21 protein-coding genes are annotated in these 24,783 nt (G+C 71.4%); 9 read left to right on the top strand and 12 right to left on the bottom strand.

Annotated elements, in window-relative coordinates; genetic code table 11:
* Positions 1-6: 6 nt before the first annotated feature.
* Complete coding sequence (locus JOL79_RS19335) at positions 7-636, top strand: TetR/AcrR family transcriptional regulator (RefSeq protein ID WP_210157248.1); 630 nt, start codon at positions 7-9, stop codon at positions 634-636.
* Between the two features lie 17 nt (positions 637-653).
* Here the strand turns inward: JOL79_RS19335 and JOL79_RS19330 are convergent, their stop codons facing one another.
* The 5 genes from JOL79_RS19330 to JOL79_RS19310 all read right to left on the bottom strand — a co-directional run bounded on the left by JOL79_RS19330 (position 654) and on the right by JOL79_RS19310 (position 7,140).
* Positions 654-1,280, bottom strand: coding sequence for a Uma2 family endonuclease (locus tag JOL79_RS19330; RefSeq protein WP_210157247.1), 627 nt, complete (start codon positions 1,278-1,280; stop codon positions 654-656).
* A 63-nt stretch (positions 1,281-1,343) separates the two neighbouring features.
* On the bottom strand, positions 1,344-3,554 hold the full coding sequence (locus tag JOL79_RS19325; RefSeq protein WP_210157246.1) for a glycoside hydrolase family 6 protein: 2,211 nt from the start codon (positions 3,552-3,554) through the stop codon (positions 1,344-1,346).
* Between the two features lie 96 nt (positions 3,555-3,650).
* Positions 3,651-5,675 (bottom strand): polyprenyl synthetase family protein, encoded by a 2,025-nt coding sequence (locus tag JOL79_RS19320; protein WP_210157245.1) that lies wholly within the window; start codon positions 5,673-5,675, stop codon positions 3,651-3,653.
* A 20-nt stretch (positions 5,676-5,695) separates the two neighbouring features.
* Positions 5,696-6,445, bottom strand: a complete 750-nt coding sequence (locus tag JOL79_RS19315; RefSeq protein ID WP_210157244.1) for an ABC transporter permease — start codon at positions 6,443-6,445, stop codon at positions 5,696-5,698.
* Positions 6,446-6,480: 35 nt separating this feature from the next.
* On the bottom strand, positions 6,481-7,140 hold the full coding sequence (locus tag JOL79_RS19310) for an ABC transporter ATP-binding protein (protein ID WP_210157243.1): 660 nt from the start codon (positions 7,138-7,140) through the stop codon (positions 6,481-6,483).
* A gap of 303 nt (positions 7,141-7,443) precedes the next feature.
* Here JOL79_RS19310 and JOL79_RS19305 point away from each other — a divergent pair, with 303 nt between their 5' ends.
* Positions 7,444-8,280: an SAM-dependent methyltransferase gene (locus JOL79_RS19305; protein WP_307848615.1), complete on the top strand. Its 837-nt coding sequence runs from the start codon at positions 7,444-7,446 to the stop codon at positions 8,278-8,280.
* A 6-nt stretch (positions 8,281-8,286) separates the two neighbouring features.
* Here JOL79_RS19305 and JOL79_RS19300 read toward each other — a convergent pair whose 3' ends face one another.
* From JOL79_RS19300 to JOL79_RS19285, 4 genes are all read right to left on the bottom strand, one after another.
* The gene (locus JOL79_RS19300) at positions 8,287-9,783 is read right to left on the bottom strand and encodes an FAD-binding oxidoreductase (protein WP_210157242.1); all 1,497 of its coding nucleotides are present in this window, start codon (positions 9,781-9,783) and stop codon (positions 8,287-8,289) included.
* 72 nt (positions 9,784-9,855) lie between these two features.
* The gene (locus JOL79_RS19295) at positions 9,856-11,313 is read right to left on the bottom strand and encodes an NADH-ubiquinone oxidoreductase-F iron-sulfur binding region domain-containing protein (protein WP_307848614.1); all 1,458 of its coding nucleotides are present in this window, start codon (positions 11,311-11,313) and stop codon (positions 9,856-9,858) included.
* Complete coding sequence (locus JOL79_RS19290) at positions 11,310-12,086, bottom strand: hypothetical protein (protein ID WP_210157241.1); 777 nt, start codon at positions 12,084-12,086, stop codon at positions 11,310-11,312. The genes JOL79_RS19295 and JOL79_RS19290 overlap by 4 nt, the downstream gene beginning before the upstream one ends.
* 42 nt (positions 12,087-12,128) lie before the next feature.
* A complete protein-coding gene (locus JOL79_RS19285) occupies positions 12,129-12,716 on the bottom strand; it encodes a DUF4142 domain-containing protein (protein WP_210157240.1) in 588 nt (195 codons plus the stop codon).
* 130 nt (positions 12,717-12,846) lie between these two features.
* Between JOL79_RS19285 and JOL79_RS19280 the strand changes: the two genes are divergently transcribed.
* The gene (locus JOL79_RS19280; protein ID WP_307848613.1) at positions 12,847-13,413 is read left to right on the top strand and encodes a sigma-70 family RNA polymerase sigma factor; all 567 of its coding nucleotides are present in this window, start codon (positions 12,847-12,849) and stop codon (positions 13,411-13,413) included.
* Complete coding sequence (locus JOL79_RS19275; protein WP_210157239.1) at positions 13,413-13,610, top strand: anti-sigma factor family protein; 198 nt, start codon at positions 13,413-13,415, stop codon at positions 13,608-13,610. Before JOL79_RS19280 ends, JOL79_RS19275 begins: the two co-directional genes overlap by 1 nt.
* A 32-nt stretch (positions 13,611-13,642) precedes the next feature.
* Here JOL79_RS19275 and JOL79_RS19270 read toward each other — a convergent pair whose 3' ends face one another.
* Positions 13,643-14,359: an ArsR/SmtB family transcription factor gene (locus JOL79_RS19270; protein ID WP_210157238.1), complete on the bottom strand. Its 717-nt coding sequence runs from the start codon at positions 14,357-14,359 to the stop codon at positions 13,643-13,645.
* A 162-nt stretch (positions 14,360-14,521) separates the two neighbouring features.
* On the opposite strand from JOL79_RS19270, the gene JOL79_RS19265 reads away from it, so the two are divergent.
* The 3 genes from JOL79_RS19265 to JOL79_RS19255 all read left to right on the top strand — a co-directional run bounded on the left by JOL79_RS19265 (position 14,522) and on the right by JOL79_RS19255 (position 21,349).
* Positions 14,522-15,439, top strand: a complete 918-nt coding sequence (locus tag JOL79_RS19265; protein WP_210157237.1) for a DMT family transporter — start codon at positions 14,522-14,524, stop codon at positions 15,437-15,439.
* 114 nt (positions 15,440-15,553) lie between these two features.
* Entirely contained in the window at positions 15,554-16,372 is an 819-nt protein-coding gene (locus JOL79_RS19260) for a tryptophan 2,3-dioxygenase (protein WP_210157236.1), read from the top strand.
* Between the two features lie 33 nt (positions 16,373-16,405).
* Entirely contained in the window at positions 16,406-21,349 is a 4,944-nt protein-coding gene (locus tag JOL79_RS19255; protein ID WP_210157235.1) for an NAD-glutamate dehydrogenase, read from the top strand.
* A gap of 18 nt (positions 21,350-21,367) precedes the next feature.
* On the opposite strand, the gene JOL79_RS19250 is transcribed toward JOL79_RS19255, so the two are convergent.
* Positions 21,368-22,465, bottom strand: a complete 1,098-nt coding sequence (locus JOL79_RS19250; protein ID WP_210157234.1) for a DUF8094 domain-containing protein — start codon at positions 22,463-22,465, stop codon at positions 21,368-21,370.
* Between the two features lie 83 nt (positions 22,466-22,548).
* Between JOL79_RS19250 and prfB the strand changes: the two genes are divergently transcribed.
* Entirely contained in the window at positions 22,549-23,658 is a 1,110-nt protein-coding gene (gene prfB / locus JOL79_RS19245) for a peptide chain release factor 2 (RefSeq protein WP_210157233.1), read from the top strand.
* A 56-nt stretch (positions 23,659-23,714) separates the two neighbouring features.
* On the opposite strand, the gene JOL79_RS19240 is transcribed toward prfB, so the two are convergent.
* Positions 23,715-23,906 carry a hypothetical protein gene (locus tag JOL79_RS19240; protein WP_210157232.1) on the bottom strand — a complete coding sequence of 64 codons (192 nt, stop codon included), beginning with the start codon at positions 23,904-23,906 and terminating at the stop codon, positions 23,715-23,717.
* 179 nt (positions 23,907-24,085) lie between these two features.
* Here JOL79_RS19240 and ftsE point away from each other — a divergent pair, with 179 nt between their 5' ends.
* The gene (gene ftsE, locus JOL79_RS19235) at positions 24,086-24,775 is read left to right on the top strand and encodes a cell division ATP-binding protein FtsE (protein WP_210157231.1); all 690 of its coding nucleotides are present in this window, start codon (positions 24,086-24,088) and stop codon (positions 24,773-24,775) included.
* Positions 24,776-24,783 lie beyond the last annotated feature (8 nt).

The raw sequence follows: 24,783 nt of genomic DNA, 5'->3' as shown, positions 1-24,783 counted from the left end.
GAGACGATGGGCGACACCCGGACGAGGCTGCTCGAAGGCGCTCTGGAGACGTTACGGACCCAGGGCATCGCGGGGGCCTCCGCGCGGGCGATCGCCGGCTCCGCCGGGGTGAACCAGGCGCTCGTCTTCTACCACTTCGGCACGGTCGACGACCTCCTCGCCGCCGCCCTGCAGTACGGCTCGGAGCAGCGGGTGACCGTCTACCGGGCCCGCTTCTCGGCCGTCACCTCGCTGAAGGAACTGCTCGACCTCGGCCGTTCGCTGCACGCCGAAGAACGCGAGGCGGGCAACCTGGCCGTGCTCGCCCAGATGCTCGCGGGCAGCCAGATGGAGGGCAAACTCGCCCCCGCCACGGCGGCCGGGTTCGGCATGTGGGTCACCGAGGTCGAAGGGGTGCTCCAAAGGGTCCTGGCGGGCACCCCGCTGGCGGAGTTCGTGGACGTCGCGGGGCTCGCCCGCGCCACCGCTGCCGCCTTCGTCGGTCTCGAACTGTACGACGGGGTCGATCGAGACGGCGCGCAGCGCGCGTTCGACAGCCTGGAGCAACTCGCCGGCCTGGTGACCGTCCTCGACGACATGGGCCCGCTGGTCCGGCGTACCGTCCGCTCTCGCCTCCGCAGGGCCAACTCCGGCTGATCGCCCCCAGAAGGGGGCTAAAACTCCAGTTCGGACCAGTCGATGGCGATGGGGATGGGATTGGCGACGGCGGGCCGGTCTGCTGGTTCGTCCTTCATGAACGTCTCGATGTGCTTGTACAGCGTCGAGGCGTGGTCGAGCCGGTAGCGTTCGATGACCGAGACGCCTGTGCCGTCGAGCCGGACGATCCAGTAGTGCTCGACTCCCGCCTTCGCGTACTCGCCGAATTTGTCGGTCGTGTCCTGCGTCTCCGACCCGGGCGACACGATCTCGACGACAAGCAGGGCATGCTTGGCCCTGAGCCGTTCGCCGCGCTCCCGATCAAGGCAGCGGTAGAGGACCACGTCCGGCCGCCGGTTCAACAGCGGCACGTCGCGCAGCCTCAGGTCCACGTCGGTGTTGACCGTGAGGCACCCGCGCCCCCGGCCCATCGCCGCCTTGGCCTCTCGCTCGATCAGGTTCGCGAGACGGCGGGCCGCCGTTTGATGATCGGGGCTCGGCGCCTCGCAGTAGACGACGTATCCGTCAACGATCTCGATGGCCCGGCAGATCTCCTCCGGCAGAGCCTCGTACTCCTCCGCGGTGACAGGGGACGGCTGCGGCCGGAGGCGATGAAACCAGCTGTCATCGGGCAGGGCCGTCATCTCCCGTGGTGGTCGTAGCGGCTTCGCGCTCAGTCTAGGCGGCTGCTCACGGCGAGGGGCGGTTCAGCGCAGCGGGGGGACGGCGTTGCGGGCGCGGTCGAGGGCGAGGGCGGCCCACCAGGTGCCGCCGATGGGGTCGACCTGCTTGTAGACGGGATCCTGGGGCCCGGGGCCGCCGCGGGTGCACTGGCCGTTGGACATCTCGGGGGCGCGGAGCCACAGATACGCGTCAACCAGTTCGCTGCCGGTGTCGGTGGTCGGGCGGATGCCGACGCCTCGGCCCGGCGGGTTGCACCACGCCTGAGGGTCGGCGTACTTGCCGTCCGGCGGGCTCCATCCGCCCTTGCCGTTCCGGCTGGTGTCGATGACGAAGTGGGTCAGGGGCACCCCGGCGGGTACGGCGTCGAGCTCGGCGCCGGAGCAGGTGTTGTGATCGTCGTCGAGCCTCAGGTAGAGGCAGCGGGAGAGGCTCTCGCCATACCGGACAAGCCCGTCGGTCTCCTGGTAGTCCGCGGCGTTCAGGTAGAAACCGTCGGCGCGCTCCACGCCGGCCCGTACGAGCCGGTCGGCGATCTGGATGAGGCTCGGCCAGCCCTCGATGCCGCCGTCGAGATAGACGGCCGTGTGGGGGAGCGCGCCCAGGCGGTTCACCGCGTAGCCGAGCTCACGGTAGCGTTCGGCCGCGCCCGCCTTGCCGCCGGACGAGCAACTGTCCGAGCCGGCGACCTTGGTCAGGCTGTTGGGTTCCAGCACGACCACCGTCCGCGCCGACCCGATTCCCTTCGCCACCCGGTCGATCCAGGCGCGGTACGACCGCTCGTCCGGCTGCCCCCATTGGGAGCAGTCCTTCATCGGGATCTGGTCGGTCACGAACACGGGGACGGCGTGCCGGGCGGAGGCCAGCCGCACGGCGGACGCGACCGCGCGCCCGGCCACGGCGGCCGTCGCGTTGAGGTTCACGGGATGCGGCACCGCGGCCAGGGCGCGCATCAGCGCCGCGTCGGCCTTCCTGCCCTGCGCGTTCAGCACATCCGCCTGTCGCCGTGCGTCAGGGTCCGGCCGGTACGCGAACCGTACGGTCGGCTCGCGCAGCGGGTTGCCGTCGCTCCCCTTCGAGGCCGCGGGCGACGCGGGCGTACCGGCCGGGGCAGCACCCGCGACGGCGGAGCGCGTGGAGGTGACAGTTGAGGTGACGCCGGAGGCCGCGGGCCCCGAGGGCGGCGTGTCATCGCCGCCGAGCTTCACGACGGCCACCGTCGCGATCACGGCCAGACCGGCGACCCCGGCCACGACCCCGCCCAGCACTCCGCGCCGTCGCGTCACGCCTCCCGGCATGGTCGTGGCCGCTGACCCGAAAACCTGTGACCCCAGGATCGGTGACTCCACAACGGGACCCGAACCCGTGAGGACGTCCAGGATGTCCGGCACGGTCGGCCGTACGGCCGGGTCCTTGGCCAGAGCGCGGGCCACCAGCGCGCCCAGCGGCCCGTCGAGACCGGTCAGGTCGGGCTCCCCGTTGAGGACGCGATTGAGCACGACCGGGAGCGATCCCTGGCCGAAGGGCGCGCGGCCCGTCCCGGCGTACGCGACCGTGCCCGCCCAGGCGAAGACGTCCGAGGCGGGGGTGAGCGGGCCGCCCTCGAACTGCTCCGGCGACATGAACGACGGAGTGCCGACGACCGCGCTGCTCATCTGGGTGGCGGCGTCGGCGAGGTGGGCCACGCCGAAGTCGATGACCTTGGGACCGACGGGGGAGAGGAGGACGTTGCCCGGCTTGAGGTCGCGGTGGATGATGCCGGCCGCGTGGATGGCCCGCAGGGCGACGGCGACGCTCACCGCGAGGCCGTCCAGGCTGGAGCCGCGCAGCGGGCCGTCCCGTTCGACGGCCTGCCGGAGGGTCGGCCCGGCGACATACTCCGTGACCAGGTAGACGGTCTCGCCGTCCACCTCGGCGTCCAGTACGGCGGCGGTGCAGAAACGGGCGACCCGCTTGGCCGCCTCCACCTCGCGGCGGAACCGGCGGCGGAAGCCGGGATCGGCGGCGATCGTGTGGTGGAGCAGCTTGACCGCCACGCGTGTGCCGTCCGGCGCCTCGCCCAGGTAGACGGTGCCCATCCCGCCCTCGCCCAGCCTGCGCAGCAGCCGGTAGGGCCCAACCTGACGCGGATCGTTCTTACGCAGGTCGGCGGGGTGCTGCGGGCCTGACCTGGGCCCGTCGTCGGAGCCGGGTAAGCTCCCCGGCTCGCCGCCGCCGTTCACGCCGGATCGCGACATCGCTCGCCCCCGCTGGAGTGCCCTCGACAGATCGTTAAGGATCCTATTGACCGCGGCCGGTCTTGTGGGAGGGCCTCCCGAGAGGCGGGACGGCGGTCAGCGGCCCGCGCCGGTCTCCGCGTACTCAAGCAGGAGCTCGCGGCGCAGCCGGGCCAGGTACGTCTCACTGCCCGCGGAGGAGCGGCTGTACCGGTCGATGTCGTGGATGGCGCGCCAGCCGGGCAGCCGATCTCGGATCATGCGCAGCAGGCCGATCACCGGCGTGGAGCCGGAGCCGCCCTGGGCGGGCCCCAGGATGGCGGGCCCGGCGGTGAGGATGGCGTCCACCTGGGCGTGGCCGTTCTCGATCTGCCGGGTCACCTCGTCGATCGCCTCCCGCCTGCCGCAGCCGGTCTCGTGGCGGAGCACCCTGACCAGGTTGTAGGGAGCGCCGACGGCCTCGTCCTCGTCGAAGGTCCTGAGGTCGTTCTCCGCGAGCATGGTGGCCGTGCCGAGGTCCAGCAACCGCCGGAGAAGCGGGTGATCATGGAGCTCCGGCTCGAACTCCCGTCCGCAGGTGATCTCGAAGCTGTCGAGGAAGACCGGCACCCCGGCGCTCCCCAGACGCAGCGGGAGCTGGTCTCGCAGACTCGGGACGAATCCGCTGAGCCGGTGGCATGCCTCGCGCTCGGCCGCCTCCAGCCATTCCAGCAGGTGACCGATGGCCCGTGTCCGCCACGCGGGCGACTGGATCAGGCGGATCCGTTCCCAGGCCTGAGCCAGGCCCGTGGCGACCGCCCCACCGGACGGCGGGCCGTCGTCGAGCCCCCGGACGAGAAGGGTGAGCCGGCGTCGCAGCCGGACGACGTCGGCGGGGTCGGTGAGCCCCGGCTCGTCGAACAGGTCGTCGAGCAGGGCGAACATCACCATCCACCGGGCCAGCGTCTCGACCCGCTCGGCACCGGCGTCCGGCCAGAACCGCGCGGCGACCGCTGCCATGCCGCTCCATCGCGGGTGGCGGGCCTCCTCCGGCGTGGCGGCCAGGCCGGTGTCCAGCAGCCATGCGTTCAGCCGCTCCTGTACGCGCTCCAGCTCACCGGCCGGGACGGGAAGGGGCACGGGAGAGGGCGCGGGTACGGAGACGGGAGGCGGGTCGGCCCGCTCGCCGACGTTCAGAACCGACCGCGCGTAGCCGGCCAGCCCCTCGCGGGACCGCGGATCACCGAGGCCGTCGAGCCGGCGGATGGCTTCCCGCAGGTGGGTGGCGGCGACCTCGCGGGCCTCGTCCACGGCTCCGCAGGAGAGCACCAGCCGACGCGCGGCCTCGGCGTCGGCCGCGGTCACGCCGTGACGCAGCAGACGGGCGAGCGCGGGTTCGCGGGCCAGCGCCCTGATCACGGGAAGCGTGTAGACGCCTTCCATGATGTCGGAGTTGGCCGGTTTGCCGAGCTCCGCCGTCGTGGCGGTCAGGTCGAGGACGTCGTCGCGCACCTGGTAGGCCAGGCCGAGATGCCAGCCGAACCGCGCGATCGCCTCCTCGGCCTCGGGCCCCTGCCCGGCCTGCATCGCACCCAGCCTGCAGGCCAGGGAGAGCAACTCGGCCGTCTTGGCGCCGGTCACCTCCAGGTAGGCCTCCTCGGTGCGCGAGAGCCGGAAGCGGTCGGCGGTCTCCGCGATCGCCCCGGCGCAGGTGTGCTGGATGGCCTCGGTGACCACCAGCGCCTCACGCCGCCCCAGCTCGGCCACGATCCGGCTGCCGTTGACGAACAGCAGGTCACCGGCCAGGACGGCCATACGCGCGCCCCACACGCTGTTGGCGCTCGGCCGTCCTCTGCGCTGGCGCGCGTCGTCGATGACGTCGTCGTGGTAGAGCGATGCCATGTGCAGCAGTTCGACGGCCGCCGCGGCCTTGACGGCGCGGACGTCGGTGGCCCGCTCAGGACCGGCGAACACGTAGTACGACAGCAACGTCAGGGTTGGCCGGATCAGGCGGCGCCGAGCGCCGGCGGGCTGCCCGATCAACACCGTCGGCGCTGTCACATCTGAGCGGCGCGGCGAGTCGGCCGGGACGACGAGTTCCCGCACCCGTTCCAGGTCGGACTCCAGGGCGGGGAAGGCGTGAGAGACGTTCTCGGATGTCACGGACGCTCCTGACGGGGGACTCATGAATGCGCCGTCACCGGCCCGCCCACCGGCTGGTGCGCGCTGGTGCGGGCGGCGAAGGCGGAGATGCCGAGCGCCAGGGTGCAGAGCGCCCAGCCAACGGCCGGGCCGACGGCGTTCCAGGGCACCGTGTCCATGGCCACGGCCGCGACCGCCCCCTGCATCGGCCCGTAATCGGGCAGATACCGCACCAGGGCGCCGGCCGCGGCCGGGGTGGCGAGCGGACTCTGCAGAGCCAGGTCGATCGAGCAGATGACGGTGACGAGGACCAGGCCGGCCAGGTCGCTGGTCAGCACCGCGGCCAGCACGACGCCGATTCCCCCGTAGATCAGCGCCCCGGCGGCGAGGGCGGCGGCGAGGAGCACGGGCTGCGCGGGACGGTGGGTCAGCCAGATCAGGCCGGTCGCGTAGAGCGCGACGCAGAGCGCCACCACCGCCAGGGCGGTGAGCTTCGCCGCGATCAGGCACAGCTGGGGGAAACCGGCCCGCACCAGCCGGCGGTCGAAGGACGCCGAGTTCAACGTGGTCACGAACATCATGAAGCCCGTGATCAAAGCGAGGATCTGCAGCGCCCCGGCGAGCTGGTTGAGGACGTTGGCCGGCATCATGACGACCCGGCCGGCGGCGCGGATGTTGAACGGAAAGGCGATCTCCAGGGACAGGGCGTAGATGAGGATCGCCCACACCGGGATGAAGACCACGATGATCACCAGTGCCAGCCGGTTGCGCAGATGCTCCACGAAGGTCATGCGCACGGCGGTGGCGTAACAGGTCCAATGGCGTCTCACGGCGCGCCGGCCCCGCCCACGGCGTTCACGCGTTCCTGCTCCCGTTCCTGTTCGCGCAGCACGCCGCCCTCCAGCCGATGGAGCGTGTCGAGGCGGCCCGCGTCGTAGGCGAGATGGGAGACCACCAGCACGGAGCGGCCACGCGCGCGCAGTTCCTCGGCCAGATCCCAGAACCGCACGTACGTCTCCCAGTCGAAGCCCTGGTAGGGCTCGTCGAGCAGGAGCACGTCCGGGTCGTGCATCAGGGCCAGGACGAGGTTGAGCTTCTGCCGCGTGCCGCCGCTCAGCGTGGCGGGGCGGGCCCGGCGGGAGCCGGAGAACCGCAGCGCCTCCATCAGCTCCTCGGCCCTGCGCGGGCTGTCCATGCCGTAGGCGACCTGGAAGAAGCGCAGGTGCTGCTCGACCGTGAACGCGTCGTGCAACACCGTCTCCTGCGGGCAGTGACCGATGCGCCCGCCGTGGCGCACCGACCCGCCGTCCGGCCGCAGGTCGCCCGCGAGGACCCGCAGCAGCGTGGTCTTGCCCGCGCCGTTCTCCCCGACGATCCCCACCACCCGGCCGGGAGACAGGTCGAGGTTCACTCCGCGCAGGACCGGGCCGCCCCGGTAGCTCTTCCGTACGTCCCGCACCCGCAGCACGGGATCACCCGATGGCATGTGCCGCCCTCCCCGTGACGCGGGACCGAGAAACGCTCAAGGATCCCCCCGATTGATTGCCCTGCGTAAAATGACTATCACAATCAGTGACGACAAAAGCATTACTCCGGTGCCTCCGTTGACGACACACAGAGCATTCCGGGTATTGCCGGACGACCTGTAGCGGTGACGCCTCCTCCAGCGACGTCCCTTACTCGCGTCTTTGCGGCGCATGCGGCAAAGTTTCGGGGAATGGTCGGTAAGCGGTTCGGGGCCCGTGGAAGTACCGTGTGGCCCCCTTGATCGCACAGTGGAGGTGCGGCCGTGGCGGAGCGCGAGGGCTCGGCGGATACGGCGGATTGGGGATCAGGCCCGGCGTTGCCGCCCGGACTGGACACCAACCGGCCCAATGTGGCGCGAATGTACGACTTCTTCCTGGGCGGTAAGGACAATTTCGCGGCCGATCGGGAGGCGGCCGAGCAGGTGATGGCGGTCGCGCCTATTACCCGGGAGGTCGCGCGGGGAAATCGGGCGTTCCTCGGCCGGGCGGTTCGATTCCTGGCGGGGGAGGCGGGGATCCGTCAGTTCCTCGATATCGGGGCGGGCCTGCCGACCGGGGCGAATGTGCATCAGGTCGCCCAGGGCGTCGACCCCGAGTGCCGGGTGGTGTACGTCGACAACGACCCGGTCGTGCTGGCGCACGCGCGGGCGCTGCTCGCCACCGACGCGCGGACCCGGGTCGTCCTGGGCGACGTACGCGGGCCGGATGAGATCCTGACCGATCCGGATGTGCGTGGGGTGCTGGACCTGTCGGAGCCGGTGGCGGTGCTGCTGGTCGCGGTGCTGCACTTCGTCCACGACCACGAGGACCCCTATGGGGCCGTGCGGGCGCTGGTCGACGCGATGGCTCCGGGATCGTTCCTGGTGGTCTCACATGTGGAGTACCGCCCGGAGCTGTTGCGGGGCGCCCGGCCCTATGACCGGGCGAACGCGCAGGTCGCGCCGCGGACCTTCGACGAGGTGACGCGGTTCTTCGACGGGCTGGAGCTGGTGCCGCCGGGGTTGGTGAACGTCCGGCGGTGGCGGCCCGACGCGAGGGTCCTTTCCGAGCAGCTGGGTCCCGGCGTGCCGTGCTTCGGCGGGGTGGGCGTCAAACGCTGAACCCGGTCAGACACCCTGGGGGAGACGGAACAGCCTGCCGGGGTCGTACGCCGCCTTGACCTGGGCCAGCCGGGCGGCGTTGGCGCCGTAGTACTGCTGCCGCCAGTTCTTCAGCTCGGGGTCGGCGTAGTTCACGTACGCGTGGTCGCCGAGGTACGGCCGCATGGCGGCGTGGGCGGTCCTGGCCCAGCCTGCGGCGCCGCCGAAGTGGGCGTAGTACTGCACGCCGAACAGCGCCTTGCGATGCGGGAAGGCGGTGGCGTCGGGACGGACCCGGGCGACCGCGCCGCCGAGCGCGTCGAGCAGCACGGAGTGCCGTCCCGGCGCGGCCACCTGGGCCAGCAGCGCCTTGATCCCGGCGGAGGTCAGCGGCGTGTAGGCGAAGTGCGACTTGGCGGAGAACGAGTCGCGGACGAGCTTCCCGCCCGGATTCTGCCCGGGCAGGGTGCCGGGGCGGTGACACTGGGCCACGGACGACGACGCGCAGCCCGCCTCGACCATCATCGCGTGGTCGTACGCCGACGTGGCGACGTAACGCGACGAGGGACCGGAGCCGATCCGGTCGACGAGCTTCTGCAGCAGGTTCTCGCAGGCCGTCCTGCCACCGAGGTAGAGCCCGCCGACCATCACGTCGAGCGACGGGTCGTGGTTGAGGTGACAGTTGGACCACAGCGCGTCGGGGGCGGACGGCGCCCAGGACTGCCACGCCTTCAGCACCGCCGCGGCCTTCGACCACGGCCAGTGCAGGAAGAACAGGGTCACGGAACGCGTCTGATGGGTCCGGAACGTGAACGACGTCGCCACGCCGAAGTTGCCGCCGCCGCCTCCCCGGGAGGCCCAGTAGAGGTCGGGGTGTGACGTCGGCGAGCAGGTCAGCGTCTTCCCGTCCGCCGTGACGACCTTCAGGGACTCAAGCACGTCGCAGGTCAGGCCGTACTGCCGCGACACCACGCCGATGCCGCCGCCCAGGGTCAGCCCGGCCACGCCGACGGTCGGGCAGGAGCCCGCCGGGATGGAGACCCCGTGCGCGGCCAGCTTGGCGTAGACGTCGACCAGGCGCGCGCCGGCGCCGACCGTGGCGTGGCCGCCCGAGTAGGACACCTTGCTCATCGGCGACACGTCGACGACCAGCCCGGTGCCGGTGGACCAGCCCGCGTAGCTGTGGCCGCCCGACCGCGAGGTCACCGGCACCTTGAACTTCCGGGCGAAGGCCAGGCACTCCGACACGTCGGCCGCCGTCGAGCAGTACGCCACCCCGGCCGGCCGCACGGAGTCGAAGGCCGAGTTGAACACCCGGCGGGCGTTGTCGTACGACGCGTCGCCTGGACGGATCAGCGTGCCGGCCAGCCCGCGGCCGAGCGCGGACCAGTCGGCGGGACGCGGGCCCGCGGCGCCGGAGACGCGAGCGGCCGCGCCTGACGCGCCCGCCGCGCAGGAGGCACCGGACGCGGCGACGGCCCCGGCGAGCGCCGAGACCCGGAGGAAGCTCCGTCTGCTGATCATGTCGTACTCCCCGAGGTGGTGATCTACCTCGTTGAGACGCACGCTCGTCCGGTCCGGTTGGTTACAGATCCATCACTTCGTCCCTATTCGCAGGGCCAGTGCGGGACACATCTCCACGGCCTTCTGCGCGTCGCCGACAAGCCACGATGGGACGCCGCTGTCCATGAACACCGGAAACCCGTGATGGTCGAGCTTGACCAGCTCCGGCACGAGATGCGCGCACAGGCCGTGGCCCTGGCAGCGCGTCCAGTCCACGACGAGCCGGGCGTCCAGCGCCTCCTCGATCGGCAGCGGGAGCACCCCCTTCGTCTCCCGCCCGCAGCCGCCGTGGAAGCGGTGCTCCTCGACGTCGCTAGCGAACGCGTCCAGCGCCGACAGCGCGAACCGGGCCGAGCCGTCGGGATGGAAACACGCTCCCCGCCCCTTCACCGCGGAGGCGGCCCGCCGGACCAGGTCGGGGCCGTCCGGGTCGCCGTCCTGGAGCTGCCGGCAGGCCCGCGCGAGGTCGGGCAGGCCGAGCCGGCAGGGCCCGCACTGCCCGGCCGACTGCGCCGCCAGATAGGTCGCCACCCGGGCGGTCTCGCCGAGCGGGCAGGTGTCCTCGCCCAGGACCACGACGATGCCCGCGCCCAGCTCGCCGCCCGCCTCCTTCGCGCCGCGCCGGGACAGGATCGCGCCGTACGCGCTGTCGGCCGACATCCACGTGCCGTGGTAGCCGCCGAGGAGCAGGCCGTCGCCGATCTCCGCCCCGCACAGGTCGAGCACGTCGGCCAGCCGCACCCCCGGCGGAACCTCGACGACCGCGGGGGCGCCCACAGAGCCGCCGACCGTCAGCAGGATCGTCCCCGGCTCCTGCACGGTGCCCACCGCGCCGTACTCCTCCGGGCCCAGCTCGGCGAGTACGGCGAGCTGGGCGAACGTCTCGGTGTTCGACAGCAGTGTGGGCAGGCCGTCCACTCCGCTGTCGCTGGACCGGACCTTCCGGCCGGGGGGCAGGCCGCCCTCCCCGTTGACCGCGCGGACGAGCGCGCCGCCCTCACCGGAGATGAACCTCTCCTGGATGCCGGCGACGCGGACGAGGCCGGTCAGCCCGCGTTCGGCCACGGCGGCGGTGACCGAGGCCTCGGCCAGCTCGCCCGCGCCGACCGCGATCACCACCTCCCTGGAGTTGAGCGCGCTGGCCGCGAGCAGGGCGCCCTCAAGCACGAGGTGGGGGGCACGGGTGAGCAGGGTCTTGTCCTTGAGGCTGGCCGGCTCGCCCTCGGCGGCGTTGACCAGCACGACGGTCTGGCTGTCGCGGGCACGGGAGGCCACGGCGCGCAGCTTGCGCGCGAACGGGAATCCGGCGCCGCCCCGCCCCCTCAGGTCCACCTCCTCGGCCATCGAGACGAGCGCGTCCACGGTCTGGCCCCGGAGCCGGTCGTGGTACCTGTAGTGGGCGTTGAGATCGAGCCTGCGGTGGTCGTCGAGCCCGGCGGTGAGCCGGGCCGCGCCGAGCCGTTTGACGTGGGAGACGCGGTAGGGAATCACACGATCCTCCGGAGCCTGGGTTCCTGGGGTGTCCGCTCGGGGGCTTGTTCTCCGGTCCGCCCGCGGGCGGGCGGCGTATGGGCGGTGCGGGTCTCGCCGAGACCGGCGTGCCCGCTGCGGCGGAGGGGGGCGGCGCTCCACTCGCCGGTCGCGGCCTGCCGGGCGGGCCGGGTGGCGGCCGCGAACCGGATCAGCAGCGCCGTGCCGGCCGCCACCATGCAGGCCACGTAGCTGAAGGTCACCCAGGGGGCGGCGGCCCGGCCGGCCGTCAGGCCGTGCAGGATCGCCGCCGGCCAGGCGAGGTAGGCCAGGTCGTGCAGCCCGCGCCACATCCAGGGCCGCTCCGCCTGGGCGAACCTGCCCCGCATCACGCCGGTCGCGACGATGACGACGAACAGGTCGGACGCGACGGCGCCCGTCGACACGTAGACGTTCGTGGTGGGGAGCACCGACCCGTACGGCGGCACCACCCCGGCGGCGATCTTCATGCCGATGTGCACGATCAGGAAGCCGACGCCGAGCAGCGCCATGGCGCGGTGGAGGAGCTGGACGCGCACCCGCTGCGCGATGGGCAGGACGACGCGGTCGGTGGCGGCCAGGCCGAGCCCGACCGTCGCCGTGAGGCCGACGAGCGAGAAGACGCCGGCGTAGAACGTGAGAAACGACTGGGCCCCGGCCAGGAACGCCGCGCCGCCGGTGGTCCGGGTGGCGGCGAGCCCTCCGGTGACGACGAGGGTGACCAGGGCGCCCAGGCCGATCCGTACGCTCCGCATGGATCCTCCTTGACCGATGACGGCCGGAGACGGCTGGAGAGGTTAGAGAGAGGGAGTGGGCAGCGTGGAGTAGTCGACGAGGCCGGTGCCTTCGAGCAGGGTCATCTGCTTCAGCACGACGTCGACCGCCTGCCCGGCGAAGTCGCGGATCAGGCTGTTGCGGGTGCCCGCGCGCACTCCGGAGACGAAGGTCAGCACCGTGCCGTCGGCGTCGCGCAGGCGGTCGGTGAAGACGCGGTCGAAGTCGGCGCCGCGGGCCGCCGCCATCTCGTCCAGCCATCCGCGCTGGTCCGGGCCGGGCTCGTCGGGCAGCGGCACGGCGAGTTTGGCGGCGAGCTGCCCGACCGCAGCGGCGAGTTTGGTGTGGTCCTCCACGAGGTGCCTGCCCACGTCCTTGACCTTGCCGCTGCTCGCCCGGTCCTGGGCCCAGCGGCCTGCGGGGATCGCCCAGAGACCGGCGCGCCGCACCCGTATCAGCAGGTCGCGGTCGGCCGGGCTCAGCGGGCCGTAGGGGGTCCGCGTCCAGCCCGCCTCGGACGACGCGCTCCGCGGGACCACCACGATCACCGTGATGGCCGCCGCGAAGAGAAAGACACCGAGCACCAGGAGCTCCCCGAACCGCAACCGCATCCCGTCTCCTTTCGTGACCTTCGGTGTGAGGTACGCGGCCGTCCCGGGGGATGGTTCACCAAATAGTTAGAAATGACTGGAGTTACGGATGAGGTGTACGTGACAGTAAGGACGGTGCAAATATGTGGCCGTGCGTCGACAACTCGACAGCCGGTTCGTGCGTCTGGCCCCCTTCGACACGGATGACTCTGACCGGGATGAGCGCCTGATCAGGGAGCTGTACCGCGAGTTCGGCGGTCCGCTGCTGCGTCATGTGAGGAAGGCGACCGGCGACGACCTGCAATGGGCGGAGGACGTCGTCCAGGAGACGCTGGTGCGTGCCTGGCGGAACTCGGCGAAGCTGACGTGGGAGCCCGGGCTGCTGTGGGCGTGGCTCCTGACCGTCGCGCGCCGCATCGTGATCGACGGGCGCCGCCGCCGCGGCGTCCGGCCCCGAGAGGTGGAGGCCCCCGAGGACGACAGCGTCGCGGTGTCCGACGACTCCGAGGGAACGCTGTCGGCGATCGTCGTCGCCGACGCGCTGCGCGGCCTGTCAAGGCAGCACCGCGAAGTTATCGAAGAGACATACTTACGCGACCGGACGGTAAGCCAAGCCGCGGAGGTTCTCGGCATCCCACCCGGTACCGTGAAGTCGCGGCTTTTCTACGCCATGCGCGCGCTTCGATCGGCCCTGAAGGAGAGGGGGGTGGCCAGCTGATGTCCGCGTCGTCGCCTCACTTCGACGTGGCCGCGTACGCTCTCGGAGTGCTGGACGACGACGACGCCGAGGCGTTCGAGCGCCACCTCGACGAGTGCGCGCCATGCCGGGCGGAACTGCTGGACACACAGGACCTGCCCGGCCTGCTCGACGCCTTCAAGGACGGCTCCGTCCCCTCGGAACGCACCATCCCCTGACCGGCCTGCTCCCGGCGTTCCGCCCGCCCCGGTCACCGGAGGGTCGCCGCCGGTAGTCCGAGCAGCTCCGCCAGCGCGCGTTCCCCCTCTGGGGTGACCTTGACGGCCCGGGCCGAGCCGATCCGCACACACCACCCCGCCTCCAGCGCGTGGCGGCACAGCGCCGCTCCGGCGAGCCCGGCCAGGTGTGGCCGGCGCTCGGTCCAGTCGAGGCACCCGCGCGCCAGCGGGCGCCGGCCCGACGGGGCGAGGGGCGCTCCCAGGTCGGCGAACCAGCGGAGACCGGCGTCCGTGAGCGCGAAGCCGGTGTCCTGGCGCAGCAACCCGCGTGCGGTCATCGCCTCCGTGACGGCGATGCCGAGCCGGCCCGCCAGGTGGTCGTAGCAGGTGCGGCCGCGCGCCAGCGCCCCCGCCGCGCTCGCGGCCCGCAACGTGGGCGGCCCGTCCGGCCGCCCGTGCTCGGGCGCGGCCTGCGCCGCGAGGTCCTCGATCAGGTGGGCCACCCGGGCGTCCGCCAGCCGCACGTAGCGGTGCCGGCCCTGCCGTTCCTCGGCGAGTAACCCGCCCCCGACGAGCCGGTCGATGTGCGCGCTGGCGGTGGAGGGGGCCACTCCGGCGTGCCGGGCCAGCTCGCCCGCCGTCCAGGCCCGGCCGTCGAGCAGCGCCAGGCAGAACCGCGCCCGCGTCTCGTCGGCGAGGAGCGCGGCGAGTGCGGCCAGACCCGAGGTGACACGCTCGGAAGAAGACATGGACGGCATGGCCCCAGGATGCGGCACCCACGTTGCGGTCGCGACCGAAGAGTCCGCGGCGACGCGGCCGCGCAACGCCGGGCCGTCCGGCTCGCGGGAACGCCGTCCGGCTAACGGAGATTTCGTCATCCGGCGAAACGTCCCCGGCCTAGCGTCGGCCGGGTGAGAACCGAATCGCGCGTCGACCGCCGCCAGGAGCCGCGCCGTCCCGCGGCTCGCGCCGCCCTCGCGGCCGCGGGGGTCACGGTCCTGTTGTGGGCTTCGGCCTTCGTCTCCATCCGCAGCGCCGGAGAGGCCTACTCTCCTGGAGCTCTGGCCCTGGGACGGCTCCTCGCCGGGGCCCTCGTGCTGGGCGTGATCACGCTGGTTCGCCGGCCGGGATGGCCGGCCCGTGCCGCCTGGCCGGGGATCGTCTGCTCGGGAGTCCTCTGGTTCGGCGGCTACATGGTCCTGCTGAACTGGGGCGAGCGGGAGGTGGACGCGGGTACGGCGGCGCTGCTGGTCAACATCGGGCCGATCCTCATCGCGCTCCTCGGCGGCAGACTGCTCGGCGAGGGCCTGCCGCGGCCGCTGCTCGCCGGCATGGCGGTGTCGTTCGCCGGCGCGGCGGTCGTCGGGCTCTCCATGTCCGGCGGCGGCCGTTCCTCCCCGCTCGGCGCGGTGTTGTGCGTGCTGGCCGCGTTGACGTACGCGGGCGGGGCGGTCGCCCAGAAGCCGGCGCTCCGGCACGCGGGGGCGCTGCAGGTGACCACGTTCGGCTGCCTGTTCGGGGCGGCGGCCTGCCTGCCCTTCGCGGGGGTCCTCGTCTCGGAGGCGGCGCGCGCCCCGCTGCCGGCGACGCTGAACATGCTCTACCTCGGCGTCGGCCCGACCGCCGTCGCCTTCACCACCTGGGCGTTCGCCCTGGCCCGCACGACGGCCGGCCGGATGGGCGCGACCACCTACCTCGTGCCCGCCCTGGTGGTGATCATGTCGTGGGTGCTGCTCGACGAGGTTCCCGGCCCGCTCACGCTGGCCGGTGGGGCGCTGTGCCTGGCGGGGGTGGCGGTCTCTCGCCGCCGGGCGCAGGCACCCGCGTAGCGTCCGGTGCGCGCCGAGTTGACGTCTGTGATGTTATGGGGTGATATCTGGGGCATTGGCGCATTGTCTCCGGTCAATGGGGATCGGAGGATCGCGCCACAGGGGGAGTGGCGCATGCCTATGCCGCACGGGCGGCCGGGGGTCGACGGATCGACGCCCCCTTCGCACAGTTTCGGTGAGGACGGCGGCCGTCTTTCCTACGGCGGATATCTCCGCCTGGACGATCTGCTCGCGCAGCAGGCTCCCCAGTCGGGCGCGAGCGACGAACTGCTCTTCATCACCGTTCACCAGGTGTACGAACTGTGGTTCAAACTGCTCCTGCACGAACTGGAGCGGATCAGGGACGCGACGATCGCCGGGGACATCCGGCAGGCGCGTCATCTGTTCCGCCGGGTGCACGCCGTCGAACGGGTCCTGGTCGATCAGGTCCAGGTCCTGGAGACGATGACCCCGCAGGACTTCCTGGAGTTCCGGTCGGTGCTCGCCCCGGCGAGCGGGTTCCAGTCCGTGCAGTTCAGGGAGCTGGAATTCCTGTCCGGGGCCAAGGACCCCTCCTATCTGACGCGCCTGCGGGACGCCGGCGACGCGGAGCTCGCAAGGCTCCGCCGCCGCCTCGGCGAGCCCTCCCTGTGGGATGCTTATCTGAGCGCCGTCGCCCGGCGTGGCCTCGCCGTCTCCGACGAGGAGATCATGGAGTCTCTGCTGGTCGTCGCACGTGACCGCGCGTCGTACGGCGATCTGTGGGACCTGGCCGAGGATCTTCTCACGCACGACGAGACCGCCGCCCTGTGGCGGATGCGGCATGTCCAGATGGTGGAGCGTCAGATCGGCACCAAGTCCGGTACCGGTGGCTCCTCCGGGGCACCGTACCTGAGGGGGCGGACACGTGTTCATTTCTTTCCCCTGCTGTGGGAACTACGGGCCTGGCTATGAGTTACCAGGGCTCACAAAGGAGTGAGTGAGGACATGCCGCTGGATACGGCTCTAAATAAACACGAATCGGATGAAGCGCTGGACGAGCTTCTCCGTACGGCGGCGGGCAGATGCGCGCACGCCCCGGGCACCCAGCTCCCCGGGGGCGAGGATCCGCTGACCTTCCTGCGGCAGTACTACCGCCAGGTGCCCGCCGATGACCTGGTGGATCGCGATCCCGTGGACGTGTTCGGGCCGGCGCTGGCCCACGGTCACCTGGCCGAGTACCGCCCCCAGGGGCGGGCCCTCGTCCGCGCCTTCACCCCCACTCTGGACGAGTACGGCTGGGACCCCGGCCACTCCGTCGTGCAGATCGTCACCGACGACATGCCGTTCCTCCTCGACTCCGTGACCACCGAGCTCGACCGGCACGATCTGGGCACCCACCTGATCGTCCACCCCCAGATGCAGGTCCGCAGGGACATGACCGGCGCCCTCCTCGGCCCGGACCGGCAGGACGTCACCGGCCAGTCGCTGCGCGAGTCGTGGATGCACATCGAGATCGACCGGCAGTCCGATCCGGCCGTGCTCAAGGAGCTGGAGGGCGACCTGCAGCGGGTGCTCCTCGACGTCCGCAGTGCGGTCGAGGACTTCGCGAAGATGCGGGCCCTGGCCATCCGGACGGCCGAGGAGCTGTCGGCCGGCCCGCCGCCGCTCGACCCGGCCGGTGTTGAGGACAGCGTCGAGCTGCTGCGCTGGCTCGCCGACGGCCATTTCACGTTCCTCGGCCTCCGGGAGTACCGCCTGGAGCACACCGACGAGGGTGAGAACCTGCGGGCCGTCCCCGGCACCGGCCTGGGCATCCTGCGCGCCGACAAGGCCGGGTCGGACAGCTTCGCCGCTCTCCCGCCCGAGATGCGGGCGAAGGCGCGCGAGAAGCAGGCGCTGATCGTCACCAAGGCCAACAGCAGGGCGACCGTCTACCGCCCCAACTACCTCGATTACGTCGGGGTGAAGCTCTTCTCCCCCGAAGGGGAGGTCGTCGGCGAGCGCCGGTTCCTCGGCCTGTTCACCCATGTGGCGTACAACGAGTCGATCTCCCGGATCCCGGTGCTGCGGCGCAAACTCGCCGAGGTGCTCGACCGGGCGGGCCTGTCCCCCGACAGCCACGACGGCAAGGACCTCATCGAGATCCTGGAGACCTATCCCCGGGCCGAGCTGTTCCAGATCTCCGTCGACGAGCTGCTGCCGATCGCCCTGGGCGTGCTGCGCCTGCGCGAGCGCAAGCAGGTGCGGCTCTTCCTCCGGCGCGACGACTACGGCCGCTACATCTCCTGCCTGATCTTCCTGCCGCGTGACCGTTACACCACGAAGGTCCGGCTGCAGATGCAGCAGATCCTGCTCAGGGCGCTCGGCGGCACGGCTCTCGACTACAGCACCATGATCGGTGAGTCCGCGCTCGCCCGGCTCCACGTGGTCATCAGGGGTGAGCGCGGCAAGCCGCTCGCCGAGATCCCCGTCGACGTCTCCGAGCTGGAGGGGCGGCTGGCGGCCACCACCCGCTCCTGGGAGGACGACCTCGCGGCCGCGGTCCACGAGCTGTGCACCGAGCAGGACGCGCCGCGCCTGATCCGCCGCTACGGCACCGCCTTCCCCGAGGGCTACAAGGCCGACTTCCCGCCGCGCGCCGCCGTGACCGACCTGCTCCGGCTCGAACAGCTCGGCGAGGGCCCGAACGAGGTCGCCATGAACCTCTACGAGCCGTACGGCGCGGCCGAGGGGGAGCGGCGGTTCAAGCTCTACCGGCTGGGCGCCCCGATCTCGTTGTCGCACGTGCTCCCGCTGCTCCAGCGGATGGGCGTGGAGGTGGTCGACGAGCGGCCGTACGCGATCGACCGCGATCACGATCCGGCCACCCGGGACGCCTGGATCTACGACTTCGGCCTGCGGTACACGCCGTCGCCGGACGTCGACCGGGAGGAGTTCAAGCGGCTCTTCCAGGACGCGTTCGCCGTGCTGTGGCGCGGCGAGGTGGAGAACGACGGCTTCAACGCGCTGGTGCTGGCCGGCGGGCTGTCCTGGGAGCAGGCGGAGATCCTCCGGGCGTACGCCAAGTATCTGCGGCAGGCGGGCACCACGTTCAGCCAGCCCTACATCGAGAACGTGCTGCTGGGCAACGTCCGGCTGGCCCGGCTGCTGGTGCGGCTCTTCGAGGCCAGGCTCGACCCGCGGCGTCCCGAGGACGCCAGGGCGGAGGTCTGCGACGCGCTGACCGAGGAGATCCTCGCCTCCCTGGACGAGGTGGCCTCGCTCGACGAGGACCGCATCCTGCGGGCCTACCTGGAGATGATCCAGGCGACGCTGCGCACAAACGTGTTCCAGCAGGCCCACGGCGACGGCCGCGACGCCGGCAGCCGGGGCAGTCAGTTCGTGGCGGGCCGGCGTAAGCCGTACATCTCGCTGAAGTTCGACCCGCAGGCGATCAGCGTGCTGCCGCTGCCCCGGCCGCAGTACGAGATCTTCGTCTACTCGCCCCGGGTCGAGGGCGTCCACCTGCGCTTCGGCAAGGTCGCCCGCGGCGGCCTGCGCTGGTCGGACCGCATGGAGGACTTCCGCACGGAGATCCTCGGCCTGGTCAAGGCGCAGATGGTGAAAAACACCGTCATCGTGCCGACCGGGTCGAAGGGTGGGTTCGTCGTGAAGCGTCCGCCGGTGGGAGGACGCGACGAGCTGATGGCCGAAGGTGTGGCCTGTTACCGCGAGTTCATCTCCGGGCTGCTCGACCTCACCGACAACCTGGTCGCGGGCCAGGTCGTCCCGCCGCCCGCCGTCGTGCGGCACGACGGCGACGACACCTACCTCGTCGTCGCGGCCGACAAGGGCACCGCGACGTTCTCCGACATCGCCAACGGCGTCGCCAAGGACTACGGCTTCTGGCTCGGCGACGCCTTCGCCTCCGGCGGCTCGGTCGGGTACGACCACAAGGCCATGGGCATCACGGCCCGCGGCGCCTGGGAGTCGGTCAAGTACCACTTCCGCACCCTCGGCGTCGACGTGCAGACCACGGACTTCACCGTGGCCGGCATCGGCGACATGTCGGGCGACGTCTTCGGCAACGGCATGCTGCTGTCGGAGCACATCAGGCTCGTCGCGGCGTTCGACCACCGGCACGTGTTCGTCGACCCGGAGCCCGACGCCGCCGTGGGCATCGCCGAGCGGCGGCGGCTTTTCGCGCTGCCGCGCAGCTCGTGGGCCGACTACGACAGGTCGCTGATCTCCCGGGGCGGCGGGGTCTGGCCGCGGACGGCCAAGTCGATCCCGATCTCCCCGCAGACGCGGGCCGCGCTCGGCCTCCCCCAGGCGGTCACCGCGCTCGCGCCGAACGACCTGATCAGCGCGATCCTGCGGGCCCCCGTCGATCTCCTGTGGAACGGCGGCATCGGGACGTACGTCAAGGCCTCCGCCGAGACCCACCCGGACGCCGGCGACAAGGCCAACGACGGCCTGCGGATCGACGCGTCGGAGCTGCGCTGCAAGGTGGTCGGCGAGGGCGGCAACCTCGGCTTCACCCAGCGCGCCCGGATCGAGTACGCCCTGAACGGCGGCCTGATCAACACCGACTTCATCGACAACTCGGCCGGGGTGGACACCTCCGACCACGAGGTCAACATCAAGATCCTGCTCGACCAGGTCGTCCGCGACGGCGAGATGACCGACAAGCAGCGCAACCAGCTCTTCCTCGAGATGACCGACGAGGTGGGCCGGCTGGTGCTGGAGGACAACTACGCGCAGAACGTCGTCCTCGCCGGGGCCCGCGCCCAAGCGCCCGAGATGCTGCACATCCACTCGCGGTATCTGCGGCGGCTCGAACGCGCCGGACTGGTCAACCGCGAGCTGGAGTTCCTGCCGTCGGACAAGATGCTCGCCGAGCGCCGTCAGGCCGGGCTCGGCCTCACCGGGCCGGAGTTCGCCGTCCTGCTGGCGTACACCAAGCTCGTCGTGGACGCCGAGCTGCTCAGGTCGGACATCCCCAACGATCCGTACCTCGCCTCGTGGCTGGTGTCGTACTTCCCGTCGGCCCTGCGCGAGCGGCTCCGGCCGTACATGGACGCGCACCCGCTGCGGCGCGAGATCATCGCGACCCGCGTGGTCAACGACGTGGTCAACTTCGGCGGCACCAGCTTCGTGTTCCGGTTCGGCGAGGAGACGGGCGCGTCCACGGCCGACATCGTGCGGGCCTACCTGGTGGCCCGGGAGGTCTTCGACCTGCCGTCATTCGTCCGCCAGGTCGAGGCGCTCGACAACGAGGTCGACACCGACACCCAGATCGCCATGCTGCTGGAGGGCAGGAAGCTGTCGGAGCGGGGCACCCGCTGGCTGCTCGGCAACCGCAGGCCGCCGCTCGACCTCGCGTCCACGGCCCAATTCTTCATCGAGGGATCGGAGGGCCTGGAAACCCAGCTCCCGAAGCTGCTGACCGGCCCCGACCTGGCGGCGTACGAGGAGCGCAGGGACTCCTTCATCGCCCGCGGGGTGCCGGGCGACCTGGCCGAGCGGGTCGCCTCGATGGTGCCCGCGTACTCGACGTTCGACCTCGTGGAGATCGCGACGATCACCGGCAGGCCGGTCGTCGAGGTGGCGGAGGTCTACTTCGACCTGGCCGACCGCCTGCAGCTGGCCCGGCTGCGGGAACGGGTGATCGCCCTGCCCAGGGACAACCGGTGGAACTCGATCGCCCGGGCCGCGCTCCGCGACGATCTCTACGCGGCGCACGCCACGCTGACCCGCGACGTGCTGATCCACAGCAAGCCGGGCCTGTCTCCCGAGGAGCGGCTGGCGAGCTGGACCGAGGCCAACCAGGCGGCGGTGACCCGGGCGCGGCAGACGCTGTCGGAGATCTGGGAGAGCGACACCTTCGACCTGGCGACGCTGTCGGTGGCCCTGCGGGCGGTCCGGACGCTCGTGGCGACCAGCAACCTGCCCCACTCCGCGGGCTGAGTCACCGGGAGAACGCGGTCACCGGTTGGACGCGCCGGTGACCACGCTCTCGTAGCCGATGATGTGGGCGGGCGCGGTGGACGCCTTCGGCGGGACCGCGCCCACGTACTGCTGGGTCTCGGTGATCTGCCGCCGTTCCCTGATGAGGACGTCGCCCTTGCCCAGCAGCCACCCCGCCGCCGCCGGGATCGGCACCGGGCGGCCCTCGCCGCACTTCAGGCCCAGGCTGGCGCCTGAGGAGAGGAGCGACCAGGAGGAGGTGCGCAGCAGCGTGTAGAGCATCATCGCGCCGCCGTCGGCCGTCCGCAGCGCGAAGATCGGGTAGTTGGGGGCGGACGCGAAGATCGACTCGTACGTCATGCAGTCGGAGGTCTTGGCCTTGGCCTTCAGCTTGTTGATCTCGGTGAAGAAGCCGGTCGTCTGCGGTCCGGGGGCGATGAGCCCGGAGGCGTAGCCCTGGGGGCCCTCCTCGGCCACGGTGGCGTGCAGCGGGCCCATCAGGTTCGGGCTGATGGCCACCGAGGTGTCACGGGCGTCCAGGGCGGTCGCGTAGCCGTCGGCGTCGAGCCGCACGCCCGGCGGCCGCTGTCCCTTGTACAGCGGCGACGCGAAGCTGTTCTGCCAGGCGCCGTCGCGGCCGATCCTGATGAAAGTGAGGACCACGGTCCGCGGGCCGCCCTTGCCACCGCGCCGCTCGGCGGTGGCGGCGAACCACTGGACGGTCCTCCTGGCGCTCTGCCGGGGGACCAGGACCGTCCGCTTCGCCCAGGTGTAGACCGGCGGTTTGGACTTCTCCGAATGGATCTCCGCGATGGTCATCGACCGCTGGCCGTCTCGGGTCAGGCCGAGGACCCACTTGTCGGCCCCGCCCGCCCGCACCACGTTGTCGGTCGCCAGGAACCCGTCCAGCACCTCGCGGGCCTCGTCGGGGGTCACCGCCTGGTCGTCCGGGCCGGGGCTCGGGCTGGGCCCCGCGCTCGCGCTCGCCCGCGGAGAGGGGGCGCTCGTCGCCGGGCTCGTCGACGCCGCGCGCCGCTCGGCCGCGCTCCCGCCGGAGCAGGCGACGGCGGACCCGAGGAGGACGAGGGCCAGCGCACTCCGAACGACCCCGATCACGCCAGCCTCCCCGTGCAACTGACCACATGCTAACGGAGGTGCGAGACCTGACAGGGTCCCGTGTTCGCGTACGCTTTACAGACGTGGCAGCCATCGATCCCGCCGAAGAGATCAACGAGCTTTCCGGCACGCTCAAGAGCATCCAGGACGTCCTCGACGTCGAGTCGCTGCGCAAGCAGATCACCGAGCTCGAGGAGCAGGCTGCCGCGCCCGACCTCTGGAACGACCCCGAGCAGGCGCAGCGGGTCACCAGCCGGCTGTCCCATGCGCAGGGCGAGGTGAACCGCGTCGACGGCCTGGCGCGGCGCCTGGACGACCTGCCGGTCCTGTTCGAGCTGGCCGCCGAGGAAGGCGACGAGGACGCGCTGCACGAGGCGGAGCGCGAGCTCGGCGCGCTGAAGTCCGAGGTCGGCGCGCTGGAGGTGCGCACGCTGCTGTCGGGCGAGTACGACGCCCGCGAGGCCCTGGTGACGATCAACTCCCAGGCCGGCGGCGTGGACGCGGCCGACTGGGCCCAGATGCTGCTGCGGATGTACCTCAGGTGGTCCGAGCGCAAGGGCTACCCGGCGGAGGTCTACGAGACCTCCTACGCCGAGGAGGCCGGCATCAAGTCCGCCACCTTCGCCGTCAAGGCCCCCTACGCGTACGGCACCCTGCGGGGCGAGCACGGGACCCACCGGCTGGTCCGGATCAGCCCCTTCGACAACCAGGGCCGCCGGCAGACCTCGTTCGCCGGCGTGGACGTCGTGCCGGTCGTCGAGCAGACCGACCACATCGACATCAACGAGGACGACCTGCGGATCGACGTCTACCGGTCGTCCGGCCCCGGCGGCCAGGGCGTCAACACCACCGACTCGGCCGTCCGGATCACCCACCTGCCGACCGGCATCGTCGTCTCCTGCCAGAACGAGCGCTCCCAGCTGCAGAACCGGGCCACCGCGATGGCCGTCCTGCAGGCCAAGCTGCTGGAGCGCAAGCGGCAGGAGGAACTGGCCGCGATGAACGAGCTGCGCGGCGAGACCACCACCTCGTGGGGCACCCAGATCCGCAACTACGTGCTCCACCCGTACCAGATCGTGAAGGATCTGCGCTCGGGCGTGGAGGCGGGCAACCCCACCGCCGTGCTCGACGGCGACCTCGACGAGTTCATCGAGGGGGAGATCCGCTGGATGCGCCGCCAGGAGAGCCAGTAGCGGCGGGCGGGCCGCGTCACCGGCCCGCCGCCGCGGGCGGGCCGGTCAGTGACCGCCTATCCTTGACCGCTCAGATGGGAGAGCGCCGCCAGGGCGATCACCAGCACCACGAGAAGGCCGATGACGACGGGCGACAGCCCCCCGAAGCCGTGGTGGTGCACCTTGGCGCGGCCCTCCCGGCAGACGGGGCACCGGCCCTCCACCACGGGGCCCGCGCACGCCGCGCAGATAAGATGTTCGCAGCTCATAGCAGCTTTACCGCCCCACTACCTCAGGCCGAATCGTTTTGTTTCCGTTATGGACGTTCCATGCCAGTGTTACCCCTAGACTGGCCTCTGGCCAAACGGAACGCCGATCATTCTCAATGTGACCGGCGACCCCCGGACCGGCTGTCCAACCCCCTAGACTGGCTTGCCGTGATGCGCCCGTGATCCATTTCGATAATGTCACCAAGGTCTACGCGAACCAAAACCGGCCCGCCCTCGACCACGTGAGCGTGGACGTCGACAAGGGCGAGTTCGTGTTCCTGGTCGGTCCGTCAGGCTCGGGGAAGTCCACCTTCCTCCGGCTGGTCCTGAAGGAGGAGCGGCCCAACTCCGGGTCGATCCACGTGGCCGGCAAGGACCTGGCCCGGTTGTCCAACTTCAAGGTGCCCCACCTGCGCCGCCGTATCGGCTGCGTCTTCCAGGACTTCCGGCTGCTGCCCAACAAGAACGTCTACGAGAACGTCGCCTTCGCGCTCGAGGTGATCGGCAAGCCCCGCCGGTTCATCCGCAAGGTGGTGCCCGAGGTCATCGAGCTCGTTGGGCTCGAAGGCAAGGCCCACCGGATGCCCGAGGAGCTGTCCGGTGGCGAGCAGCAGCGGGTCGCGATGGCCCGCGCGTTCGTCAACCGCCCGATGATCCTCCTCGCGGACGAGCCCACCGGCAACATCGACCCCGCGACGAGCATCGGCATCATGAAGGTGCTCGACCGCATCAACAGGACCGGCACGACCGTCCTCATGGCGACGCACGACGCCGCCATCGTGGACTCCATGCGGAAGCGCGTCGTGGAGCTCGAGGACGGCAAGATCGTCCGCGACCAGTCGCGCGGCGTCTACGGCCAGGCGTATTAGGAGTAACT

The organism is Microbispora oryzae (assembly GCF_017896165.1).
In the GTDB taxonomy this organism is placed as follows: Bacteria; Actinomycetota; Actinomycetes; order Streptosporangiales; family Streptosporangiaceae; genus Microbispora; species Microbispora oryzae.
Note: the sequence above shows the minus strand (reverse complement) of the source record. Positions and strands in the feature narration are given on the sequence as shown.

Bases quoted from the DNA above. Each gene is read 5' to 3' on its own strand.
- JOL79_RS19335 (WP_210157248.1), top strand. From the start codon at position 7: ATGGGCGACACCCGGACGAGGCTGCTCGAAGGCGCTCTGGAGACGTTA.
- JOL79_RS19330 (WP_210157247.1), bottom strand. From the start codon at position 1,280: ATGACGGCCCTGCCCGATGACAGCTGGTTTCATCGCCTCCGGCCGCAG.
- JOL79_RS19325 (WP_210157246.1), bottom strand. From the start codon at position 3,554: ATGTCGCGATCCGGCGTGAACGGCGGCGGCGAGCCGGGGAGCTTACCC.
- JOL79_RS19315 (WP_210157244.1), bottom strand. From the start codon at position 6,445: ATGACCTTCGTGGAGCATCTGCGCAACCGGCTGGCACTGGTGATCATC.
- JOL79_RS19310 (WP_210157243.1), bottom strand. From the start codon at position 7,140: ATGCCATCGGGTGATCCCGTGCTGCGGGTGCGGGACGTACGGAAGAGC.
- JOL79_RS19300 (WP_210157242.1), bottom strand. From the start codon at position 9,783: ATGATCAGCAGACGGAGCTTCCTCCGGGTCTCGGCGCTCGCCGGGGCC.
- JOL79_RS19290 (WP_210157241.1), bottom strand. From the start codon at position 12,086: ATGCGGAGCGTACGGATCGGCCTGGGCGCCCTGGTCACCCTCGTCGTC.
- JOL79_RS19285 (WP_210157240.1), bottom strand. From the start codon at position 12,716: ATGCGGTTGCGGTTCGGGGAGCTCCTGGTGCTCGGTGTCTTTCTCTTC.
- JOL79_RS19275 (WP_210157239.1), top strand. From the start codon at position 13,413: ATGTCCGCGTCGTCGCCTCACTTCGACGTGGCCGCGTACGCTCTCGGA.
- JOL79_RS19270 (WP_210157238.1), bottom strand. From the start codon at position 14,359: ATGTCTTCTTCCGAGCGTGTCACCTCGGGTCTGGCCGCACTCGCCGCG.
- JOL79_RS19260 (WP_210157236.1), top strand. From the start codon at position 15,554: ATGCCTATGCCGCACGGGCGGCCGGGGGTCGACGGATCGACGCCCCCT.
- JOL79_RS19255 (WP_210157235.1), top strand. From the start codon at position 16,406: ATGCCGCTGGATACGGCTCTAAATAAACACGAATCGGATGAAGCGCTG.
- JOL79_RS19240 (WP_210157232.1), bottom strand. From the start codon at position 23,906: ATGAGCTGCGAACATCTTATCTGCGCGGCGTGCGCGGGCCCCGTGGTG.